This window comes from Sodalis sp. C49 (assembly GCF_046352915.1).
Taxonomy (GTDB): domain Bacteria; phylum Pseudomonadota; class Gammaproteobacteria; order Enterobacterales; family Enterobacteriaceae; genus Acerihabitans.
In genome coordinates this window covers 1,968,120-1,983,682 of sequence record NZ_CP163303.1, presented here as the reverse complement: position 1 = coordinate 1,983,682, position 15,563 = coordinate 1,968,120, and the positions used below count along the sequence as shown (strand labels likewise).

Sequence of the window (15,563 nt, the reverse complement as noted above, 5' to 3'; positions counted from 1 at the left end):
CAGCGGGAGGCATTATCCCACCTTATTCCAGCAGCTTATACAGAATCGCCGACAGCGCGATAAAGCCTATGGCCCAAACAAAATAATTGCTGGCCGCGCCGCGATAGCGGGCCATGGCCGGCACCTTGGCTATGGCATACATGGGCAGCAGAAAAAGCAGCATGGCGATAATCGGGCCGCCCAGCATTTCAATAATACCCAGGATGCTGGGGTTGATGGTCGCCACCAGCCAGGTCGACGCCAGCATAAACAGCCCCGTCAGCCGGTGCAGTGTAACCTCATGGACGGTTCTGCCCGGCTTGCGCAGCGCCTTATCCAGCAGGCTGATAAAGCCCTCGCTGGCGCCGAGGTAATGGCCGAGGAAGGATTTGGTTATCGCGACAAACGCCACGACCGGCGCCAAAAAACCGATAAAGGGATTGTTGAAGTGATTGGCCAGGAAGGACAGGATGGAGATATTTTGCGTTTTGGCGTGCGCCAGGTCCTGGGGCGAGAGGCTAAGGACGCAGCTGAAAACGAAAAACATCACCGTCAGCACCATCAGGATGTTGCTGTATAATAAAATGCGCGAGCATTTTTGCTCGGCGTTATCGCCGTATTCCTTTTTTTTCGACATGGCGAAGGCGGAAATGATGGGTGAATGGTTAAACGAGAATACCAGCACCGGCACCGCCAGCCACAGGGTATGCCATAACCCGCCGTTTCCTGTGCCGCGAAGCGGCAGGGCGGTATGGAAAATGTCGGTGCTCCAGTGGGGCATCAGGAACGCGCCCAGGAACAATAGCACCGCGACAAAGGGAAATACCAGCATACTCATGACCTTGACGATAATCTCCTTACCCAGGCGGATGACGGTCATCAGGCCCATGATCAAGATCAACGACAGCAGCGCGCGCGGCGGCGCGGTAAGGTGCAATTGATGGGTAATAAAACTGTCGACGGTATTGGTGATGGCGACGCCGTAGACCAGCAGAATGGGGTAAATGGCAAAAAAATAAAGCAGGGTAATCACCTGGCCCGCCCGGGCGCCGAAGTGTTGCTCAATCACGTCGGTAATATCCCGGCACGCGCCGTCGCCCGACAACACCAGGCGGCATAAAGCGCGATGGGCGAAAAAGGTCATGGGGAACGCAATCAGCGCCATGATGATCAGCGGCACCAGGCCCCCGATACCCGCATTGATGGGCAAAAACAGCACCCCGGCGCCGATAGCCGTGCCATAAAGCCCCATCATCCAGACAGCATCCGTTTTGCTCCAGGATGCCGACGCGGTCCGATGGGCCAGTGTTTCCGTGGTGGCTTGAGTTGTATCCATTATATCTCCAAAAAACAAAGCGGAACGAATAATATATAAACTGCAAAGGCTTATTACATAGCCGCTTTTATTGCAATAGCAGTTACGAAAAACAGTAAGAGCGAGTCATCAGGTAAATAATATTGGGCGGTGAGATCAGATGGACATAATATAGAATTTGTTCGGGATATTCATGCGCTATGTTGATTTTTTTGATCTAAGTCGATTATTTAATGGTGCAGTACGGGTTAGGTTAATGCGTAATAATAATAACTCCTGCTATAATATTTGTAATGGTTCATTAACGTTAAAGTTAACTAACGCTTTAATATAATGATATTTTTTGACATCGGCGGCATTTTTTTCGACCTGCCGCCGTCATGAGATTAATGCCTGCCCAATAGCCTGCACCCCTATAACGCTATTGTGCGGCCAAGCACCTAATGTCGGCATTTATTATTGCTGTTATTATGAATTATCTTTTAATTAATTTACTGTAATTGAATTAGTCATTTTTCGTGGAATAATAGGGGATAATACGGCCCCGGCCCAACGACCAGACTAAAAAATCGCTGTCCGGCCTGCAGGTGGCGGCGTCAGCGCAGGGGCGCAGAGGTGCAGATTGTAGCGGGGAAACCGCCGCTCGATGCGCCAGGCAACCGTTATGACCGGGGGAATGGCGGACAATAAAAAACCCGAAAGTCTTGAACCTAATAGGCGGGACGATCGGGCTCCTCAATTTGGGGACATCAAAGAAAAGCAGTGGCACATATTCAGACTGCGGCCATAAGCGAAAGTTCTGCGTTAGATCAAAAAAATCTCATTTCCGACCGGCGCCATGAGCGCCGGGCTTATGCGTCGGCGCCCGCGCCGTACGGCAGCAGCCGGCAACGCGTACGGCCGGCGCGGCGCGCGCGGCCGGTGGCTGCTGTTTATGTAAAAAAATTAATGTAAGAGGGCGACGTGTCATCATAAGAAAAAACTGAAATTTTCATTTTATTGCGACGCCGCCATGGATAGAAAGGGTCTGATGGTGGCAAAAAGCGTTTCAGCGCCGCGCCCTGGGCAAAAAAAGAAATTATTTTATTTACCGTAAAAAAGTCAGTCTAATGACAAGGTTGGAAGCGTATCATCGGTATTATATGTCCATCGGGGTGTGATTGTTCTCTCACAATGAATAACAAAATTTCATTCTTGCGTAACAAATCGGCCACCTTAATAAGCATGGACCATAACTTTATTGTTACTAGCAACTATTTGATAATTATGATATTATCAAGTATATTTATTAGAATAAAATCTGAGAATACACCATTATTGCCGCCAGGGAAGCGTACCGGGATTTGACGGTTACCGGACGTTTGCCTTTGGCGTTGTTTTTCCCTTGTCGCCGGGAAAATATACGCCATTTTATCGCGGTAAACATTTTTCTGCCGATGACCGGCGGCCGGGATGAATTGGGCGGCATTCATCATCGGGAAACCGCGTTTTTTTTCTATGGCGTTTTGATCACAGCGTGAATTATGGGAGGCAAAAATGGCGCTCTACCGGCATTGGGCTGGAACCATAAGCAGTGCTGTACTGTTCGGCGTAATCTTTGCCAGCCAGGTCAGCGGCTTCGAAGTGATGAAGACCGGGGATCACGGCGCGGCATTTGGCCTGCTGCTGTTTTTACTGCCCGGCATCGTCGGCAGCCTGCTGTTGCATGAGAATAAAATCATCAATCCGATCGTGGGCGCCCTGATCGCTTCGCCTTTTTGCCTGCTGCTGTTTTACCTCGGCCATGGTTTATCCATCAGCCTGTGGTATCAGCTTGCCTACATGTTAAGCGCGGTATTCTGGTGCGCCTGCGGCGCGCTGGGGTGTTACTTTGCCGGCGTGATATACAAAGGGGCTGCGCATTGACGGCGGCGTAAAAGATTAAAGCCAGCCCGGGCTGGCTTCCATCGCAGTGATGCAGTAATAAAGCAGTGCGGATTATTGCTGGTAAAGGCTGAGGTTTTCTTTCGCGTAAGCTTCAAAATCAGTGCAGCCGCCGATATGAACCTGATCGACGAAGATTTGCGGCACGGTTTCCACGGGTTTGCCGACGGTTTTCGACAGGTCGGCCTTGGATATGCCTTCCGCATGGATATCGACATAACGGAAAGAGAAGTCATCCCGTTCAGCGGTCAGTTTTTCAGCCAGCTCTTTAGCGCGCACACAATAAGGACAGCCCGGACGTCCAAAAATGACAGCAAACATATACACTCCTTAACGCATAAAAGAAAAAACGAAACGAATCTTTGCACTCGGTTATGCTTTTCGCTGTCAGCTACTATGCCTGTGACCTGCGTCAAAAAAAAGCAGAAAATACCTTTTAGTCCAATGCATCCCGCCTATCTGTTTCATACGCGTGCAAACCGTCTTTGGACGCTAAACTTTTCTCGACCCGCGCCCGCGGGCGGATTATTATGAGCCGGTCCACTATGATCAATCTGGGTAAACCGTGAAAATAGCCATTTTATCCCGGGACGGCACCCTGTTTTCCTGCAGGCGACTGCGGGAAGCGGCCGAATTCCGACGTCATAGCGTGGATATCATCGATCCGCTCTCCTGCTATATGAACATCAATTGCGACGCGCCTGCCATTCATTACCGCGGCAATCGCCTGGCGCATTACGATGCGGTTATCCCGCGTATCGGCACCGCCATCACCTTTTACGGCACCGCGGTCTTGCGCCAGTTTGAAATGCTGGGCAGCTATGCGCTGAACGGTTCTTCGGCCATTACCCGCGCCAGGGATAAACTGCATTCCCTTCAACTGCTGGCAAAAGAGGGCATCGATCTGCCGGTGACGGGCTTTGCCGATTCCCCGGACGATACCGGCGATCTGATTGCCATGGTGGGCGGGGCGCCCCTGGTGGTGAAGCTGGTGGAAGGCACTCAGGGCATCGGCGTGGTGCTGGCTGAAACATCCCAGGCCGCCAAGAGTGTTATCGACGCCTTTCGCGGCTTGAAGGCGCAGTTTCTGGTGCAGGAATATATTCAGGAGGCGAAAGGCTGCGATATCCGGTGCCTGGTGGTGGGCAACCGGGTGGTGGCGGCTATCGAACGCCAGGCCGAAGCGGGAGATTTCCGCTCCAATCTTCATCGGGGCGGTTCGGCCCGCAAAATTGTCATTACCCCCCGGGAGAGGGCGGTGGCCATCAAGGCGGTTAGCACTTTGGGGCTTGATGTGGCCGGCGTCGATATCCTGCGGGCGCGGCGCGGGCCCTTGGTGATGGAGGTCAATGCCTCGCCGGGCCTGGAAGGGGTGGAAACCGCCACCGGCACCGATATTGCCGGAATGATGATTGAATACATCGAACAGCACGGCCAGAAAATGTTAAAACCGGGCAATACCTTGTAAATCCACCGTACCCGCGGCAAAAAGGGCATTTTCAGATTTTGTCCCGGGGGGCGGACATTGGTCTGACCTATGGTGATTAATGAGAAAGCTATCTATTAAAAATCAATATGATGTTGTTTGCCGCGCAATAGCGCGCCGCGCGCCGCTACGCCCGGATAACCGGCCGGGCCGACTGTTAAAATAATTTCCTGCGTTTGTCCATGGCACCTTTGACGATTATTCCGTAAGCTATGCCCCGTTTCGCATTTTTCATTTAGAGGTTGGCCTTCATGGATTCACTTGTTGTCCCGGATCTGGACATCCTTAGACGCTGGCTGGAAAAGCTCAGCCTGACGTTTTTCGAGTGTGACTCCTGCCAGGCGTTGCATCTGCCGCATATGCAAAATTTTGACGGCATCTTCGATGCCAAAGTTGATTTGGTCGATAACGTCATTTTATTTTCCGCCCTGGCGGAGGTGCGTCCCACCGCGCTGATAGCGCTGGTGGGGGATTTAAGTCAGATAAATGCCAGTTCGCTGACGGTGAAGGCCTTTATCGATATTCAGGACGATAACTTGCCCAAGCTGGTGGCGTGCCAGGCGTTAAGCATTGAGGTGGGCGTGACCTTTGGTCAGTTTAAACATTTTATGCAGCAGTCCGAAGAACAGATTTCCATGCTGATTCTGGAAGCGCGTGCCAATGATTTGCTGTTTATTGACGGCGAAGAACAGCCCGCCGACGCCAAAAATACCCTTCCGGTTATCCATTGATCTGCCGCCTGCCGCAGGCGGCGTGCCCTCCCGGTACCTTCCCATCATTTATGCTGTCGTTGCGCCCGCGCGAGCGCAGATCCTTTGTCATTTATGCGTCCAATACCAGATTTGTTCACTAATTAGTGAATAATTAATCGATTAAAGCCATTTTTTTTGCGGATCGCTGGCGTCGCAGTGGCGCTGCGGTTATGCTTGCGATGCTGCGCGTGATCCGTCGGACAACCGTTTTCATAACGTTATCTCCCCGCGCGCGTCCGCGGGGGATCGGCTATTCACGGTGCCGCCAACAGCCGCTGCGCTTATTTAAGCACTGTATACCGGCGACGTTATACAGAAATATCTTTTATTGACCGGGATTTGGAGGAAGCAACGGATGTTCACCCAACGTAAAAAATGGTTGTCGGGTATAGTTGCCGGCCTGCTGATGGCTGCGTCCGTCACCGCATCAGGTGCGGAACAAAAAACGCTGCATGTCTATAATTGGTCGGATTATATTGCGCCGAACACCGTGCCGGATTTTGAAAAACAAACCGGCATAAAAGTCATCTATGATGTTTTCGACTCCAATGAAGTATTGGAGGGTAAACTGATGGCCGGCAGTACCGGCTTTGACGTGGTGGTGCCTTCCGCCAGTTTCCTGGAGCGACAGTTAACCGCCGGGGTATTCCAGCCTTTGGATAAAAGTAAACTGCCGAATTATAAAAATCTGGATCCGGAATTATTGAAACTTATCAGCCAGCATGATCCTGATAACAAATATGCCATTCCCTATATGTGGGCTACCACCGGCATTGCCTATAACGTCGATAAGGTCAAAGCCATTCTGGGCGCGGACGCGCCGGTAAACAGCTGGGATCTGGTGTTAAAACCGGAAAACCTGGCGAAGCTGAAAAGCTGCGGCGTTTCATTCCTTGATGCGCCCTCGGAGATATTCGCCACCGTCCTCAATTACCTGGGCAAGGATCCGAACAGCGCCAACGCCGCGGATTATACCGGGCCGGCCACCGATCTGCTGTTAAAGCTGCGCCCCAGCATCCGTTATTTCCATTCCTCGCAATATATCAACGATTTGGCAAATGGGGACATTTGCGTTGCCATCGGCTGGGCCGGCGACGTGATGCAGGCGGCAAATCGCGCGAAGGAAGCGAAGAACGGCGTTCATATCGCCTATAGTATTCCTAAGGAAGGCGCGCTGGCGTTTTTTGACGTGCTGGCGATTCCGGCCGACGCCAAAAATACCGACGAGGCCTATCAGTTCCTTAATTTTCTGATGGACCCCCAGGTTATTGCCCAGGTCAGCAATCAGATATTCTATGCCAACGGCAATAAAGCGGCCACGCCGCTGGTCAATGAAGAGGTGCGCAATAATCCCGGCATTTATCCGCCGCCCGAGGTGCGCGCTAAATTATTTAGCCTTAAAGTTCAGCCGCCGCAAATAGACCGGGTTATCACCCGTGCCTGGACCAAGGTAAAAAGCGGCAAGTAATCTGCCCGCCGCAGGGTTGACATTATGCTAACCAACAGGCGGTTTCATACCGCCTGTTATGCTATTTCAGAGACGGTAGACGATTAACGATTATCCGTTTCTTCTGTTCCGGAGAGTCATGTCAGTGAACGATGCTATACCCCGCCCACAGCCCAAAACCCAGAAAATGGTAACGCCATTGCTGGAGATTCGCAATTTGACCAAAACCTTCGACGGCCAGTCGGCGGTCGATGATGTCAGTTTAACGATCTATAAAGGGGAAATGTTTGCTTTATTGGGCGCGTCAGGCTGTGGTAAATCCACGCTGCTGCGGATGCTGGCGGGCTTTGAACAACCCACCCATGGCCAGATTGTGCTCGACGGCCAGGACCTGTCCCATATGCCGCCGTATCAACGGCCCATTAATATGATGTTCCAGTCCTATGCGCTGTTTCCGCATATGACGGTGGAACAGAATATTGCCTTCGGCTTGAAGCAGGATAAACTGCCGCGCGCCGAGATTAAGCAACGCGTGGCGGAGATGCTGGCGATGGTGCATATGCAGGAATTCGCCGCCCGCAAGCCCCATCAGCTTTCCGGCGGCCAGCGCCAGCGCGTGGCGCTGGCGCGCAGCCTGGCTAAACGGCCAAAGCTATTGCTGCTTGACGAACCGATGGGCGCGCTGGATAAAAAATTACGCGACCGCATGCAGCTGGAAGTGGTGGATATCCTGGAACGCGTCGGGGTGACCTGCGTGATGGTCACGCACGATCAGGAAGAGGCCATGACCATGGCCGGACGCATCGCCATTATGAACCGGGGCAAGTTTGTGCAAATCGGCGAGCCGGAAGAGATTTATGAGCACCCCAACAGCCGCTTCAGCGCCGAATTTATCGGTTCGGTCAATATGTTCGACGGCCTGCTGGTTGAGCGTCACGACGATGCGCTCATTATCCAAAGTCCCGGCCTGGTGCATCCGCTGCAGGTGAATTCCGATGTGTCGGTGGTTGACGGCGTGCCGGTGCATGTGGCGCTGCGGCCGGAAAAAATCATGCTGTGCGAGGAGGTGCCCGCGGACGGCTTTAACTTTGCCGTCGGCGAAGTGGTCAATATCGCCTATCTCGGCGATCTCTCCATTTACCATGTGCTGCTGCAAAGCGGCCAGACCATCAGCGCGCAGCTGCAAAATGCGCACCGTTACCGAAAAGGCACGCCGACCTGGGGGGATGAAGTGCGTCTCTGTTGGGATGCGGACAGCTGTGTTGTGCTGACGGTATAGGACAGGGGAACATCATGTCTGCATCTGACGAAAAATTACTGCCCCCGCCGGCCGTCGAGCGGGTCAACACCCCCCGCATCTTGACAAGGCTGCAGATGCGCCATGGGCGCAAGGCGGTGATTTTTCTGCCGTACCTGTGGCTGTTGCTGCTGTTTATGCTGCCGTTCCTGATTGTTTTCAAAATCAGCATGGCGGAGATGGCCCGGGCGATCCCGCCCTACACCGACCTGGTCAGCTGGCTCGACGGTAAGCTGGATATCTCGCTGAACCTGGCCAATTACCTGCAACTGCTGGACGATCCGCTGTATATCGAGGCGTATCTGCAATCACTGCAGGTCGCGGCCGTTTCCACCTTTTTCTGCCTGCTGATAGGCTACCCGATGGCCTGGGCGGTGGCCCACAGTAAACCCTCGACGCGCAATATCCTGCTGTTGCTGGTTATCCTGCCGTCGTGGACGTCATTTTTAATCCGGGTCTACGCCTGGATGGGGATCCTGAAAAACAACGGTATTCTCAATAACGTCCTGCTGTGGCTCGGCGTTATCGATCAGCCGCTGGTGATCCTGCATACCAATCTGGCGGTATATATCGGAGTGGTCTATGCCTATCTACCGTTTATGATCCTGCCCATTTATACCGCGCTGACACGGCTGGATTATTCCCTGGTGGAGGCATCGCTCGATCTCGGCGCCCGGCCGATGAAAACCTTTTTCCAGGTGATTGTTCCCCTGACCAAAGGCGGCATTATCGCCGGCTCGATGCTGGTGTTTATTCCGGCGGTGGGCGAATACGTAATTCCAGAGCTGCTCGGAGGCCCCGACAGCATCATGATCGGGCGCATTTTATGGCAGGAATTTTTCAATAACCGCGATTGGCCGGTGGCGTCCGCGGTAGCGGTTATCATGCTGCTGCTGCTGATTGTGCCGATTATGTGGTTCCATAAACATCAGAATAAAACCCTGGGGGATCGGGCATGAATACGCTACCTGTCGTGCGTTCGCCCTGGCGCATCGTGATTTTAATCACCGGGTTTACCTTTTTGTACGCCCCGATGCTGATGCTGGTCATCTACTCGTTCAATAGCTCGAAACTGGTCACGGTATGGGCCGGATGGTCGACGCAGTGGTATGGCGTCCTGGTCAATGACCAGGCGATGCTAAGCGCCGTGTCGCTCAGCCTGACGCTGGCGGCCGCCACCGCCACCATGGCGGTGATCCTGGGTACCCTGGCGGCGGTGGTGATCGTGCGTTTCGGCCGCTTTCGCGGTGCCAACGGGTTCGCCTTTATGCTGACCGCGCCGCTGGTGATGCCGGATGTGATAACCGGCCTGTCGCTGCTGCTGCTGTTCGTGGCGCTGGGGCACGCCATCGGCTGGCCGGCGGAGCGCGGCATGTTCACCATCTGGCTGGCGCACGTGACGTTTTGTACCGCCTACGTGGCGGTGGTGGTCAATTCCAGGCTGCGCGAGCTGGATGCCTCCATCGAGGAAGCCGCGCTGGATCTGGGCGCCACGCCCATCAAGGTGTTTTTTATTATAACGCTGCCGATGATTGCCCCGGCCATAGTATCCGGCTGGCTGCTGGCCTTTACCCTGTCGCTCGATGATCTGGTGATCGCCAGTTTTGTCGCCGGTCCGGGGGCCACCACGTTGCCGATGCTGGTGTTCTCAAGCGTCAGGATGGGGGTAAATCCGGAAATCAATGCCCTGGCCACCATCATCCTGGGCGTGGTCGGCATTATCGGCCTGATCGCCTGGTGGCTGATGTCCCGCGCTGAAAAGCAACGCCTGCGGGATCGCCAGCGGGCGGCCCGTGGCTGATTGCGCAGATTACTGCTAGTCTTTATCCGTGTGCCGCTGTTTAATACGGCGTAATAACAAGGAGAAAGGCCATGTCGGACATCCTGAGGGATGGCAATACGGACCCGCTGCATTGGCGTATGCTAAAGCGCGCCGCGGCGGAACGGACGCGCTGGCGCGGTAATGTGCCGGTGGCGGTATTGGTCGCCGGCAGCGCCATCGTCGCCACCCGCTGCCTGGGCATGCTGATGTTGACCAGCAACCTGGGCGTGGAGGGGGTGCGCAGTTTTATCGAGACCAGCAGCCGCTCGTGGGATTTGACGCTGCTGTTTCTGGCAAGCCTCACGGTGCTGTTCGTCGAGTTGCGCTGCGGATTTGCGGTGATGCGCGGTCATTCCTGGGCGCGCTGGTATTTTGCCGGGTGCCAGGGCCTGAGCGCCGGCTATTTGTTCCTGGCCACCTGGAATGGTTTTTATCCTGAAATGTTCGCGCTGCCGGGCGCCAGCGCCGCGGAGATCTCCGGCGAACTGCTGATGCATAAACTGCCGGATATGGTGATCGTGCTGCTGTTATTCGCGCCGATCTCCAGCCGGCGGTTTTTTAAACGCGGCCGGTGATTTTTACCTAAAACCGGTGGTACAATGCGCGCCCGTTTAACCGGCCAGAAAACCTATGCATTGCGAACTTTTCAGCGCGGATCGTTGCCATTCCTGCCAGTGGCTGGATAAACCCTATGCGCAGCAGTTGGCGGATAAACAGGCCGCCCTGGCCGGGTTATTGTCGGCCATGCCCGTTGCGCAGTGGCTGGCGCCGGTGGCTTCGCCGCCCGCGGCGTTTCGCAATAAAGCGAAAATGGTGGTAAGCGGCAGCGTAGAACGCCCGGTGCTGGGCATCATGGCGCGGGACGGAGAGCCGCTGGACCTCTGCGCCTGCCCGCTTTACCCCCCCACCTTCGCGCCGGTATTCGGCGTGCTTAAACACTTTATCGCCCGCGCCGGCCTGACGCCTTATCACGTGGCGCGCCGGCGCGGCGAGTTAAAATTCCTGCTGTTGACCGAAAGCCGGCATGACGGCGGCATGATGCTGCGTTTCGTGCTGCGCTCGCAGGCCAAGCTGGACGCACTGCGCGCCCAATTGCCCTGGCTGCGGGAGCGTGTGCCCCAGCTTCAGGTGATATCGGTGAATCTCCAGCCGGTGCATATGGCCATTCTTGAAGGTGAAACTGAAATCATCCTGACCGAGGATACCGCGCTGGCGGAACGGCTCAATGATGTGCCGCTGTTTATCCGCCCGCGCGGTTTTTTCCAGACCAACCCGTCGGTCGCCGCGCGCCTGTACGCCGCCGCCCGGCAGTGGGTTGGCGAGCTGGAAATCAGCAGCCTGTGGGATTTGTTTTGTGGGGTGGGGGGGTTTGGTTTGCACTGCGCGCGCCCGGATATGCGCCTGACCGGCATTGAAATCAGCGCCGAGGCGATAGCCAGCGCGCGCCAGTCGGCGCAGCTGATGGGGCTGACCCAGGTGATGTTCCAGGCGCTGGATTCCACCCAGTTCGCGCGCTCAAGGGCGGAGGTGCCGGATCTGGTGCTGGTCAACCCACCCCGGCGCGGCATTGGCGCGGATTTATGCCGCTATCTGGAGAGCATGGCGCCCCCGTATATTCTTTACTCCAGCTGCCAGGCGGAAAGCCTGGCCCGGGATCTGCAGGCCCTGCCGGCATACCGTATCGTCAAGGCGCAGTTATTTGATATGTTTGCGCATACCGCCCATTACGAGACGCTGGTTCTGCTGCAACGCATTCCCTCAGTTACGTCGTTCAAACCGTAACGCCCGATGCTCGATCAAACGCATCAGCAGGGTCAGCACGCCGTTAACGCACAGATAGATAATGCCTGCGGCGCCGAACACCATGACGTCGTAGGTGCGACCATACATTAACTGCCCATGGCCCATGATATCCATCAGGGTAATGGTGTAGGCCAGCGAGGTACTTTTAAACACCAGCACCACTTCATTGGAGTAGGACGACAGCGCCCGCTTGATGGCGAACGGCATCAATAAGCGCAGGGATTGCAGGCGCGACATGCCCAGCGCCGCGCATGACTGCCATTGTCCGGCGGGAATGGCGCGCATAGCGCCGGTAAAGAGCTGGGTGCTGTAGGCGGCGCTGTTAAGCGCCAGCGCCACCATGGCGCACAGCCATGGCTGCGAGACCAGCGCCCATAACCAGGGAATGGCGCGCAGGGCGGCGAATTGCCCGGGACCGTAATAAATCAAAAATATCTGCACCAGCAGCGGCGTGCCGGTGAACAGGGTAATGTAGATTTTGATTAACGGCGTCAGCACCGGCGTCTTCAGGCTGATAACCAGGGTAAACAGCAGCGCCAGCAGCAAGGCTATGATGATGGCGCACAGCGTCAGCGTCAGGCTGGTGGGCAGCCCCTTCAGCAGTTCGGGCAGGTAGGCCAGCATCAGGAATCCCTCGTCTCGAAACGGGTGGAACGGCGCTCGAACGCCCGCAGGATGATCTGGCTGAACAGGGTGATGACCAGATACACCGCCGCCGCGACCAGGTACCAGGTAAAGGGCTGCTGGGTGAAACTGACGATACTTTTGGTTTGCAGCATCAGGTCATTAACGCTTATCAACGACACCAGCGCGGTATCTTTCAACAGCACCAGCCATTGATTGCCCAGACCGGGCAGCGCATGGCGCCACATCTGCGGCATCACCAGGCGGAAAAAAACCGTGCTTTTTTTCATGCCCAGCGCCTGGCCCGACTCCCACTGTCCCTGCGGGATGGCTTTCAGCGCGCCGCGCAGCGTTTGCGAGGCATAGGCGGCATACAGCAACGCCAGGGCAATCACGCCGCAGACAAAGGGACTGACGTTAAAGTTATCAATCGGCAGGCGCACCGGTATACGCGCCGCAATCAGGTTGAGGCTAAAGCCGTCGGCAAGTATCACCAGCAGTTGCGAGGCGCCGAAATAAATAAACAGTACCACCAGAATTTCCGGCAGGCCGCGCAACAGCGTCACCACGGCGGTGCCGATAAGTCCCAGCCATCTCCAGCGGACGGATTCCCAGGCGGCAAAACACATCGCCAGAAACAGCCCGGCCACCAGCGCGCACAGCGCCAGGCCGACGGTGGTCCCGGCGGCGCTGGCTATGGGTTGAAGTTCATTCATGAAAGGCGATTACTGCTTAAACCATTTCTGGTAGATAGTCTGGTAGGTACCGTCTTGCTTGACTTTATCCAGCGCCGTATTGAACTGGTCGCGCAGCTCATTATTGTTCAGGCGCATGGCAATGCCCAGGCCGGTGCCGAAATAGGCTTTATCGGTGATTTTATCGCCGACGGTGGCCAGGTCGGCGTCTTTCTTCAGCCATTCATTGACCACGGCGGTATCGCCGAAGACGGCGTCCAAACGGCCGTTTTTCAAGTCCAGGATGGCGTTCTGATAGCTGTCGTAAGGCACGGCGGTGATTTCAGGATGTTTATCCAGCAGGAATTTCTGATGGGTGGAGCCGTTCTGCATGCCGACACGCTTATCTTTCAACGCGGCCAGATCGGCGAATTTGCCTTTTTGCGCCACGAAAATGGCGGAGTTTTCATAATAAGGCTGGCTGAACGTCACCTGCTGCAAACGGTCCGGCGTGATATCCATGCCTGAGATCACCGCGTCGAAACGACGGAATTTAAGGCTTGGGATCAGGCTGTCGAAAGCCTGGTTGGTAAAGGTGCATTCGGCTTGAAGCTGTTTGCAGAGCGCATTGGCCAAATCGATATCAAACCCCTGGATTTTGTTATTGGCATCAACAAATTCAAACGGAGGATAAGAGGCTTCCGTGGCGAAACGAATGGTCTGCGCCGCGGCGGCGGAAAACGTCATTCCGGCCAGCACTGCGGCAATAATCAATTTTTTCATTTTTTTATTCCAACAATTAATGCGACAAATAGTGAGCAAACGCCTCGGTGTGGGGGGTGGCGAAATGCGTGGCATCGCCTTGTTCCACAATGTGGCCGTTTTCCATATACACGATGCGACTGGCAGTCTTACGCGCTACCTCTACTTCATGCGTCACAATCACCTGCGTGATGCCGGTTTGGGCCAGTTCACGAATGATGCTGACGATTTGTGCGGTAATTTCCGGGTCCAGCGCCGCGGTCGGCTCATCAAACAGCAGCACCTGCGGTTCCATCATCAGCGCCCTGGCTATCGCGACCCGTTGCTGCTGGCCGCCGGATAAATGCAGGGGAAAACGATCGGCGAAATCGGTTAAACGCAGGCGATCGAGCAGCTTGTCCGCCCGTTCGTTGGCCACGGCGCGCGACAGGGCGAGCACCCGGCAGGGCGCCTCGATCAAATTCTGCCGCACGGTTAAATGCGGCCAGAGGTTGTATTGCTGGAATACCATGCCGACGTTTTGACGCAGTTCGCGAATGGCTTTCTCGCCGGGCGCCTGGATAAAATTGAAATGGTTGCCGGCGATCGACAACTGACCGGCGCGGGGCATCTCCAACAGGTTGAGTACCCGCAGTAAAGAACTTTTACCCGCCCCGCTGGGGCCGAGCAGCACCAGCGTTTCTCCCGCCGGGCAGTCAAGGGTGATATCAAACAGCGCCTGGGTGGCGCCGTAAAAACAGTCAATGCGGTTTAGTTGAATACTCATGCGAAGAAACTGAATAGCCATTAAGGCGGCAGATGTTAACGTCGACGGCCTGTCGATGCAATCCGCCGCGATTAAAATTTACATTTAGGGGCGTAATAATATCACGAACAGCACAAAACGTCATTCCTCACCGCCGCATTGCCGCGATGTGCTGCATTTTATCCCAGCGGGCAGTGGACGCAGCGCCCGCTGGCGCCCGCGGCAGCAAGAACCGCTGGCTACATGCGATTAACGTTCTTCCAGCGTTTGGCGCAGGGTGCCGGCGGGATGGGGAGATAGCGTGCCAAGGTAGCGTACGTCGTCCAGCACCCAGCAGTTGCCTTCGCGGATCATCAGCACTTCATCCTGCCAGCGCACCGATTGGCCGTTGCTGCCCTGGCTGCGGGACAGGTCTACGCGCAGGGGGATATTTTTCGCATCGGTATTGAGGATACGCGAGGCGCTGTGAACCTCGGCCGTGGCGGGTCCGTCGGCCTGGCTGCTGAAGATATCCCCGGGCGGCAAGGCGGTAAGCTTGGCCTGCGCTTTACGATCCGTGGTCAGTACGTGGAACAACCGTTCGCTGAGGTAGGGGCGGTACTGCCCCAGCTGCGAGGCGCTGGGTTTGCCCTGCGGCTGCGCGATGCGCAGATTGTAGAACGCCTGCGCCACCGTATCCGGCCCGCCGTCGACGCAGGGCGCGCTGCGCGTGCCGATATCCTTAAACGCCGGATCGACCTGGGTGCATGCGGCAAGAATCAATGCCAGCGGCAAGAGGGCATAAAGCTTATTGTTCATTATTAACCTTCACGATAGAGGATGGCGATAGATCAGTACCATCGAGTATAATTAAAAATCAGATGGTTGTGTGAGGATCGGCACGTTTGGCTAAAGACGGGGACGCGCCAGGCCCGGTTAAGATGGCGCCTGGCGT

At 55.4% G+C, this 15,563-nt stretch carries 17 protein-coding genes; 9 read left to right on the top strand and 8 right to left on the bottom strand.

The annotated features are described in order from the left end of the window. Nucleotides 1-22: 22 nt before the first annotated feature. Nucleotides 23-1,315, bottom strand: coding sequence for a serine/threonine transporter (locus ABUK12_RS08935; RefSeq protein WP_410015940.1), 1,293 nt, complete (start codon nt 1,313-1,315; stop codon nt 23-25). A gap of 1,232 nt (nt 1,316-2,547) precedes the next feature. Then, nucleotides 2,548-2,769 (bottom strand): hypothetical protein, encoded by a 222-nt coding sequence (locus ABUK12_RS08930; protein WP_410015939.1) that lies wholly within the window; start codon nt 2,767-2,769, stop codon nt 2,548-2,550. A 61-nt stretch (nt 2,770-2,830) separates the two neighbouring features. On the opposite strand from ABUK12_RS08930, the gene ybjM reads away from it, so the two are divergent. After that, a complete protein-coding gene (gene ybjM / locus ABUK12_RS08925) occupies nt 2,831-3,199 on the top strand; it encodes an inner membrane protein YbjM (RefSeq protein WP_410015938.1) in 369 nt (122 codons plus the stop codon). Nucleotides 3,200-3,271: 72 nt separating this feature from the next. Here ybjM and ABUK12_RS08920 read toward each other — a convergent pair whose 3' ends face one another. Continuing rightward, the gene (locus ABUK12_RS08920; RefSeq protein ID WP_410015937.1) at nt 3,272-3,538 is read right to left on the bottom strand and encodes a GrxA family glutaredoxin; all 267 of its coding nucleotides are present in this window, start codon (nt 3,536-3,538) and stop codon (nt 3,272-3,274) included. Nucleotides 3,539-3,782: 244 nt separating this feature from the next. Between ABUK12_RS08920 and rimK the strand changes: the two genes are divergently transcribed. The 8 genes from rimK (at nt 3,783) to rlmC (ending at nt 11,803) form a co-directional block, all read left to right on the top strand. Continuing rightward, the gene (gene rimK / locus ABUK12_RS08915; protein ID WP_410015936.1) at nt 3,783-4,685 is read left to right on the top strand and encodes a 30S ribosomal protein S6--L-glutamate ligase; all 903 of its coding nucleotides are present in this window, start codon (nt 3,783-3,785) and stop codon (nt 4,683-4,685) included. Between the two features lie 269 nt (nt 4,686-4,954). After that, a complete protein-coding gene (locus ABUK12_RS08910) occupies nt 4,955-5,434 on the top strand; it encodes a YbjN domain-containing protein (protein ID WP_410015935.1) in 480 nt (159 codons plus the stop codon). A 376-nt stretch (nt 5,435-5,810) separates the two neighbouring features. Beyond that, on the top strand, nt 5,811-6,923 hold the full coding sequence (gene potF, locus ABUK12_RS08905; RefSeq protein WP_410015934.1) for a spermidine/putrescine ABC transporter substrate-binding protein PotF: 1,113 nt from the start codon (nt 5,811-5,813) through the stop codon (nt 6,921-6,923). A gap of 124 nt (nt 6,924-7,047) precedes the next feature. Next, nucleotides 7,048-8,181: a putrescine ABC transporter ATP-binding subunit PotG gene (gene potG / locus ABUK12_RS08900; protein WP_410016594.1), complete on the top strand. Its 1,134-nt coding sequence runs from the start codon at nt 7,048-7,050 to the stop codon at nt 8,179-8,181. A 14-nt stretch (nt 8,182-8,195) separates the two neighbouring features. Continuing rightward, a complete protein-coding gene (gene potH, locus ABUK12_RS08895; RefSeq protein ID WP_410015933.1) occupies nt 8,196-9,158 on the top strand; it encodes a putrescine ABC transporter permease PotH in 963 nt (320 codons plus the stop codon). Next, nucleotides 9,155-10,000 (top strand): putrescine ABC transporter permease PotI, encoded by an 846-nt coding sequence (gene potI, locus ABUK12_RS08890; protein WP_410015932.1) that lies wholly within the window; start codon nt 9,155-9,157, stop codon nt 9,998-10,000. Before potH ends, potI begins: the two co-directional genes overlap by 4 nt. A gap of 71 nt (nt 10,001-10,071) precedes the next feature. Continuing rightward, the gene (locus ABUK12_RS08885; RefSeq protein WP_410015931.1) at nt 10,072-10,596 is read left to right on the top strand and encodes a YbjO family protein; all 525 of its coding nucleotides are present in this window, start codon (nt 10,072-10,074) and stop codon (nt 10,594-10,596) included. 55 nt (nt 10,597-10,651) lie between these two features. After that, a complete protein-coding gene (rlmC, locus tag ABUK12_RS08880) occupies nt 10,652-11,803 on the top strand; it encodes a 23S rRNA (uracil(747)-C(5))-methyltransferase RlmC (protein ID WP_410015930.1) in 1,152 nt (383 codons plus the stop codon). Here the strand turns inward: rlmC and artM are convergent. The 5 genes from artM to ABUK12_RS08855 form a co-directional block, all read right to left on the bottom strand. Next, nucleotides 11,780-12,448, bottom strand: coding sequence for an arginine ABC transporter permease ArtM (artM, locus tag ABUK12_RS08875; RefSeq protein ID WP_410015929.1), 669 nt, complete (start codon nt 12,446-12,448; stop codon nt 11,780-11,782). The two genes, rlmC and artM, sit on opposite strands and share 24 nt — an antisense overlap. Then, nucleotides 12,448-13,164 carry an arginine ABC transporter permease ArtQ gene (gene artQ / locus ABUK12_RS08870; protein ID WP_410015928.1) on the bottom strand — a complete coding sequence of 239 codons (717 nt, stop codon included), beginning with the start codon at nt 13,162-13,164 and terminating at the stop codon, nt 12,448-12,450. The genes artM and artQ overlap by 1 nt, the downstream gene beginning before the upstream one ends. 9 nt (nt 13,165-13,173) lie before the next feature. After that, nucleotides 13,174-13,905 (bottom strand): arginine ABC transporter substrate-binding protein, encoded by a 732-nt coding sequence (gene artJ / locus ABUK12_RS08865; RefSeq protein ID WP_410015927.1) that lies wholly within the window; start codon nt 13,903-13,905, stop codon nt 13,174-13,176. 16 nt (nt 13,906-13,921) lie between these two features. After that, nucleotides 13,922-14,650 carry an arginine ABC transporter ATP-binding protein ArtP gene (artP, locus tag ABUK12_RS08860; protein ID WP_410015926.1) on the bottom strand — a complete coding sequence of 243 codons (729 nt, stop codon included), beginning with the start codon at nt 14,648-14,650 and terminating at the stop codon, nt 13,922-13,924. Between the two features lie 228 nt (nt 14,651-14,878). Next, nucleotides 14,879-15,427, bottom strand: coding sequence for a lipoprotein (locus tag ABUK12_RS08855; protein ID WP_410015925.1), 549 nt, complete (start codon nt 15,425-15,427; stop codon nt 14,879-14,881). Nucleotides 15,428-15,563 lie beyond the last annotated feature (136 nt).

Bases quoted from the DNA above. Each gene is read 5' to 3' on its own strand.
- potF (WP_410015934.1), top strand. From the start codon at position 5,811: ATGTTCACCCAACGTAAAAAATGGTTGTCGGGTATAGTTGCCGGCCTG.
- ABUK12_RS08935 (WP_410015940.1), bottom strand. From the start codon at position 1,315: ATGGATACAACTCAAGCCACCACGGAAACACTGGCCCATCGGACCGCG.
- artQ (WP_410015928.1), bottom strand. From the start codon at position 13,164: ATGAATGAACTTCAACCCATAGCCAGCGCCGCCGGGACCACCGTCGGC.
- ABUK12_RS08920 (WP_410015937.1), bottom strand. From the start codon at position 3,538: ATGTTTGCTGTCATTTTTGGACGTCCGGGCTGTCCTTATTGTGTGCGC.
- rlmC (WP_410015930.1), top strand. From the start codon at position 10,652: ATGCATTGCGAACTTTTCAGCGCGGATCGTTGCCATTCCTGCCAGTGG.
- ABUK12_RS08855 (WP_410015925.1), bottom strand. From the start codon at position 15,427: ATGAACAATAAGCTTTATGCCCTCTTGCCGCTGGCATTGATTCTTGCC.
- ABUK12_RS08885 (WP_410015931.1), top strand. From the start codon at position 10,072: ATGTCGGACATCCTGAGGGATGGCAATACGGACCCGCTGCATTGGCGT.
- artJ (WP_410015927.1), bottom strand. From the start codon at position 13,905: ATGAAAAAATTGATTATTGCCGCAGTGCTGGCCGGAATGACGTTTTCC.
- ybjM (WP_410015938.1), top strand. From the start codon at position 2,831: ATGGCGCTCTACCGGCATTGGGCTGGAACCATAAGCAGTGCTGTACTG.
- artP (WP_410015926.1), bottom strand. From the start codon at position 14,650: ATGAGTATTCAACTAAACCGCATTGACTGTTTTTACGGCGCCACCCAG.
- ABUK12_RS08930 (WP_410015939.1), bottom strand. From the start codon at position 2,769: ATGATGAATGCCGCCCAATTCATCCCGGCCGCCGGTCATCGGCAGAAA.
- potH (WP_410015933.1), top strand. From the start codon at position 8,196: ATGTCTGCATCTGACGAAAAATTACTGCCCCCGCCGGCCGTCGAGCGG.
- potI (WP_410015932.1), top strand. From the start codon at position 9,155: ATGAATACGCTACCTGTCGTGCGTTCGCCCTGGCGCATCGTGATTTTA.
- artM (WP_410015929.1), bottom strand. From the start codon at position 12,448: ATGCTGGCCTACCTGCCCGAACTGCTGAAGGGGCTGCCCACCAGCCTG.
- ABUK12_RS08910 (WP_410015935.1), top strand. From the start codon at position 4,955: ATGGATTCACTTGTTGTCCCGGATCTGGACATCCTTAGACGCTGGCTG.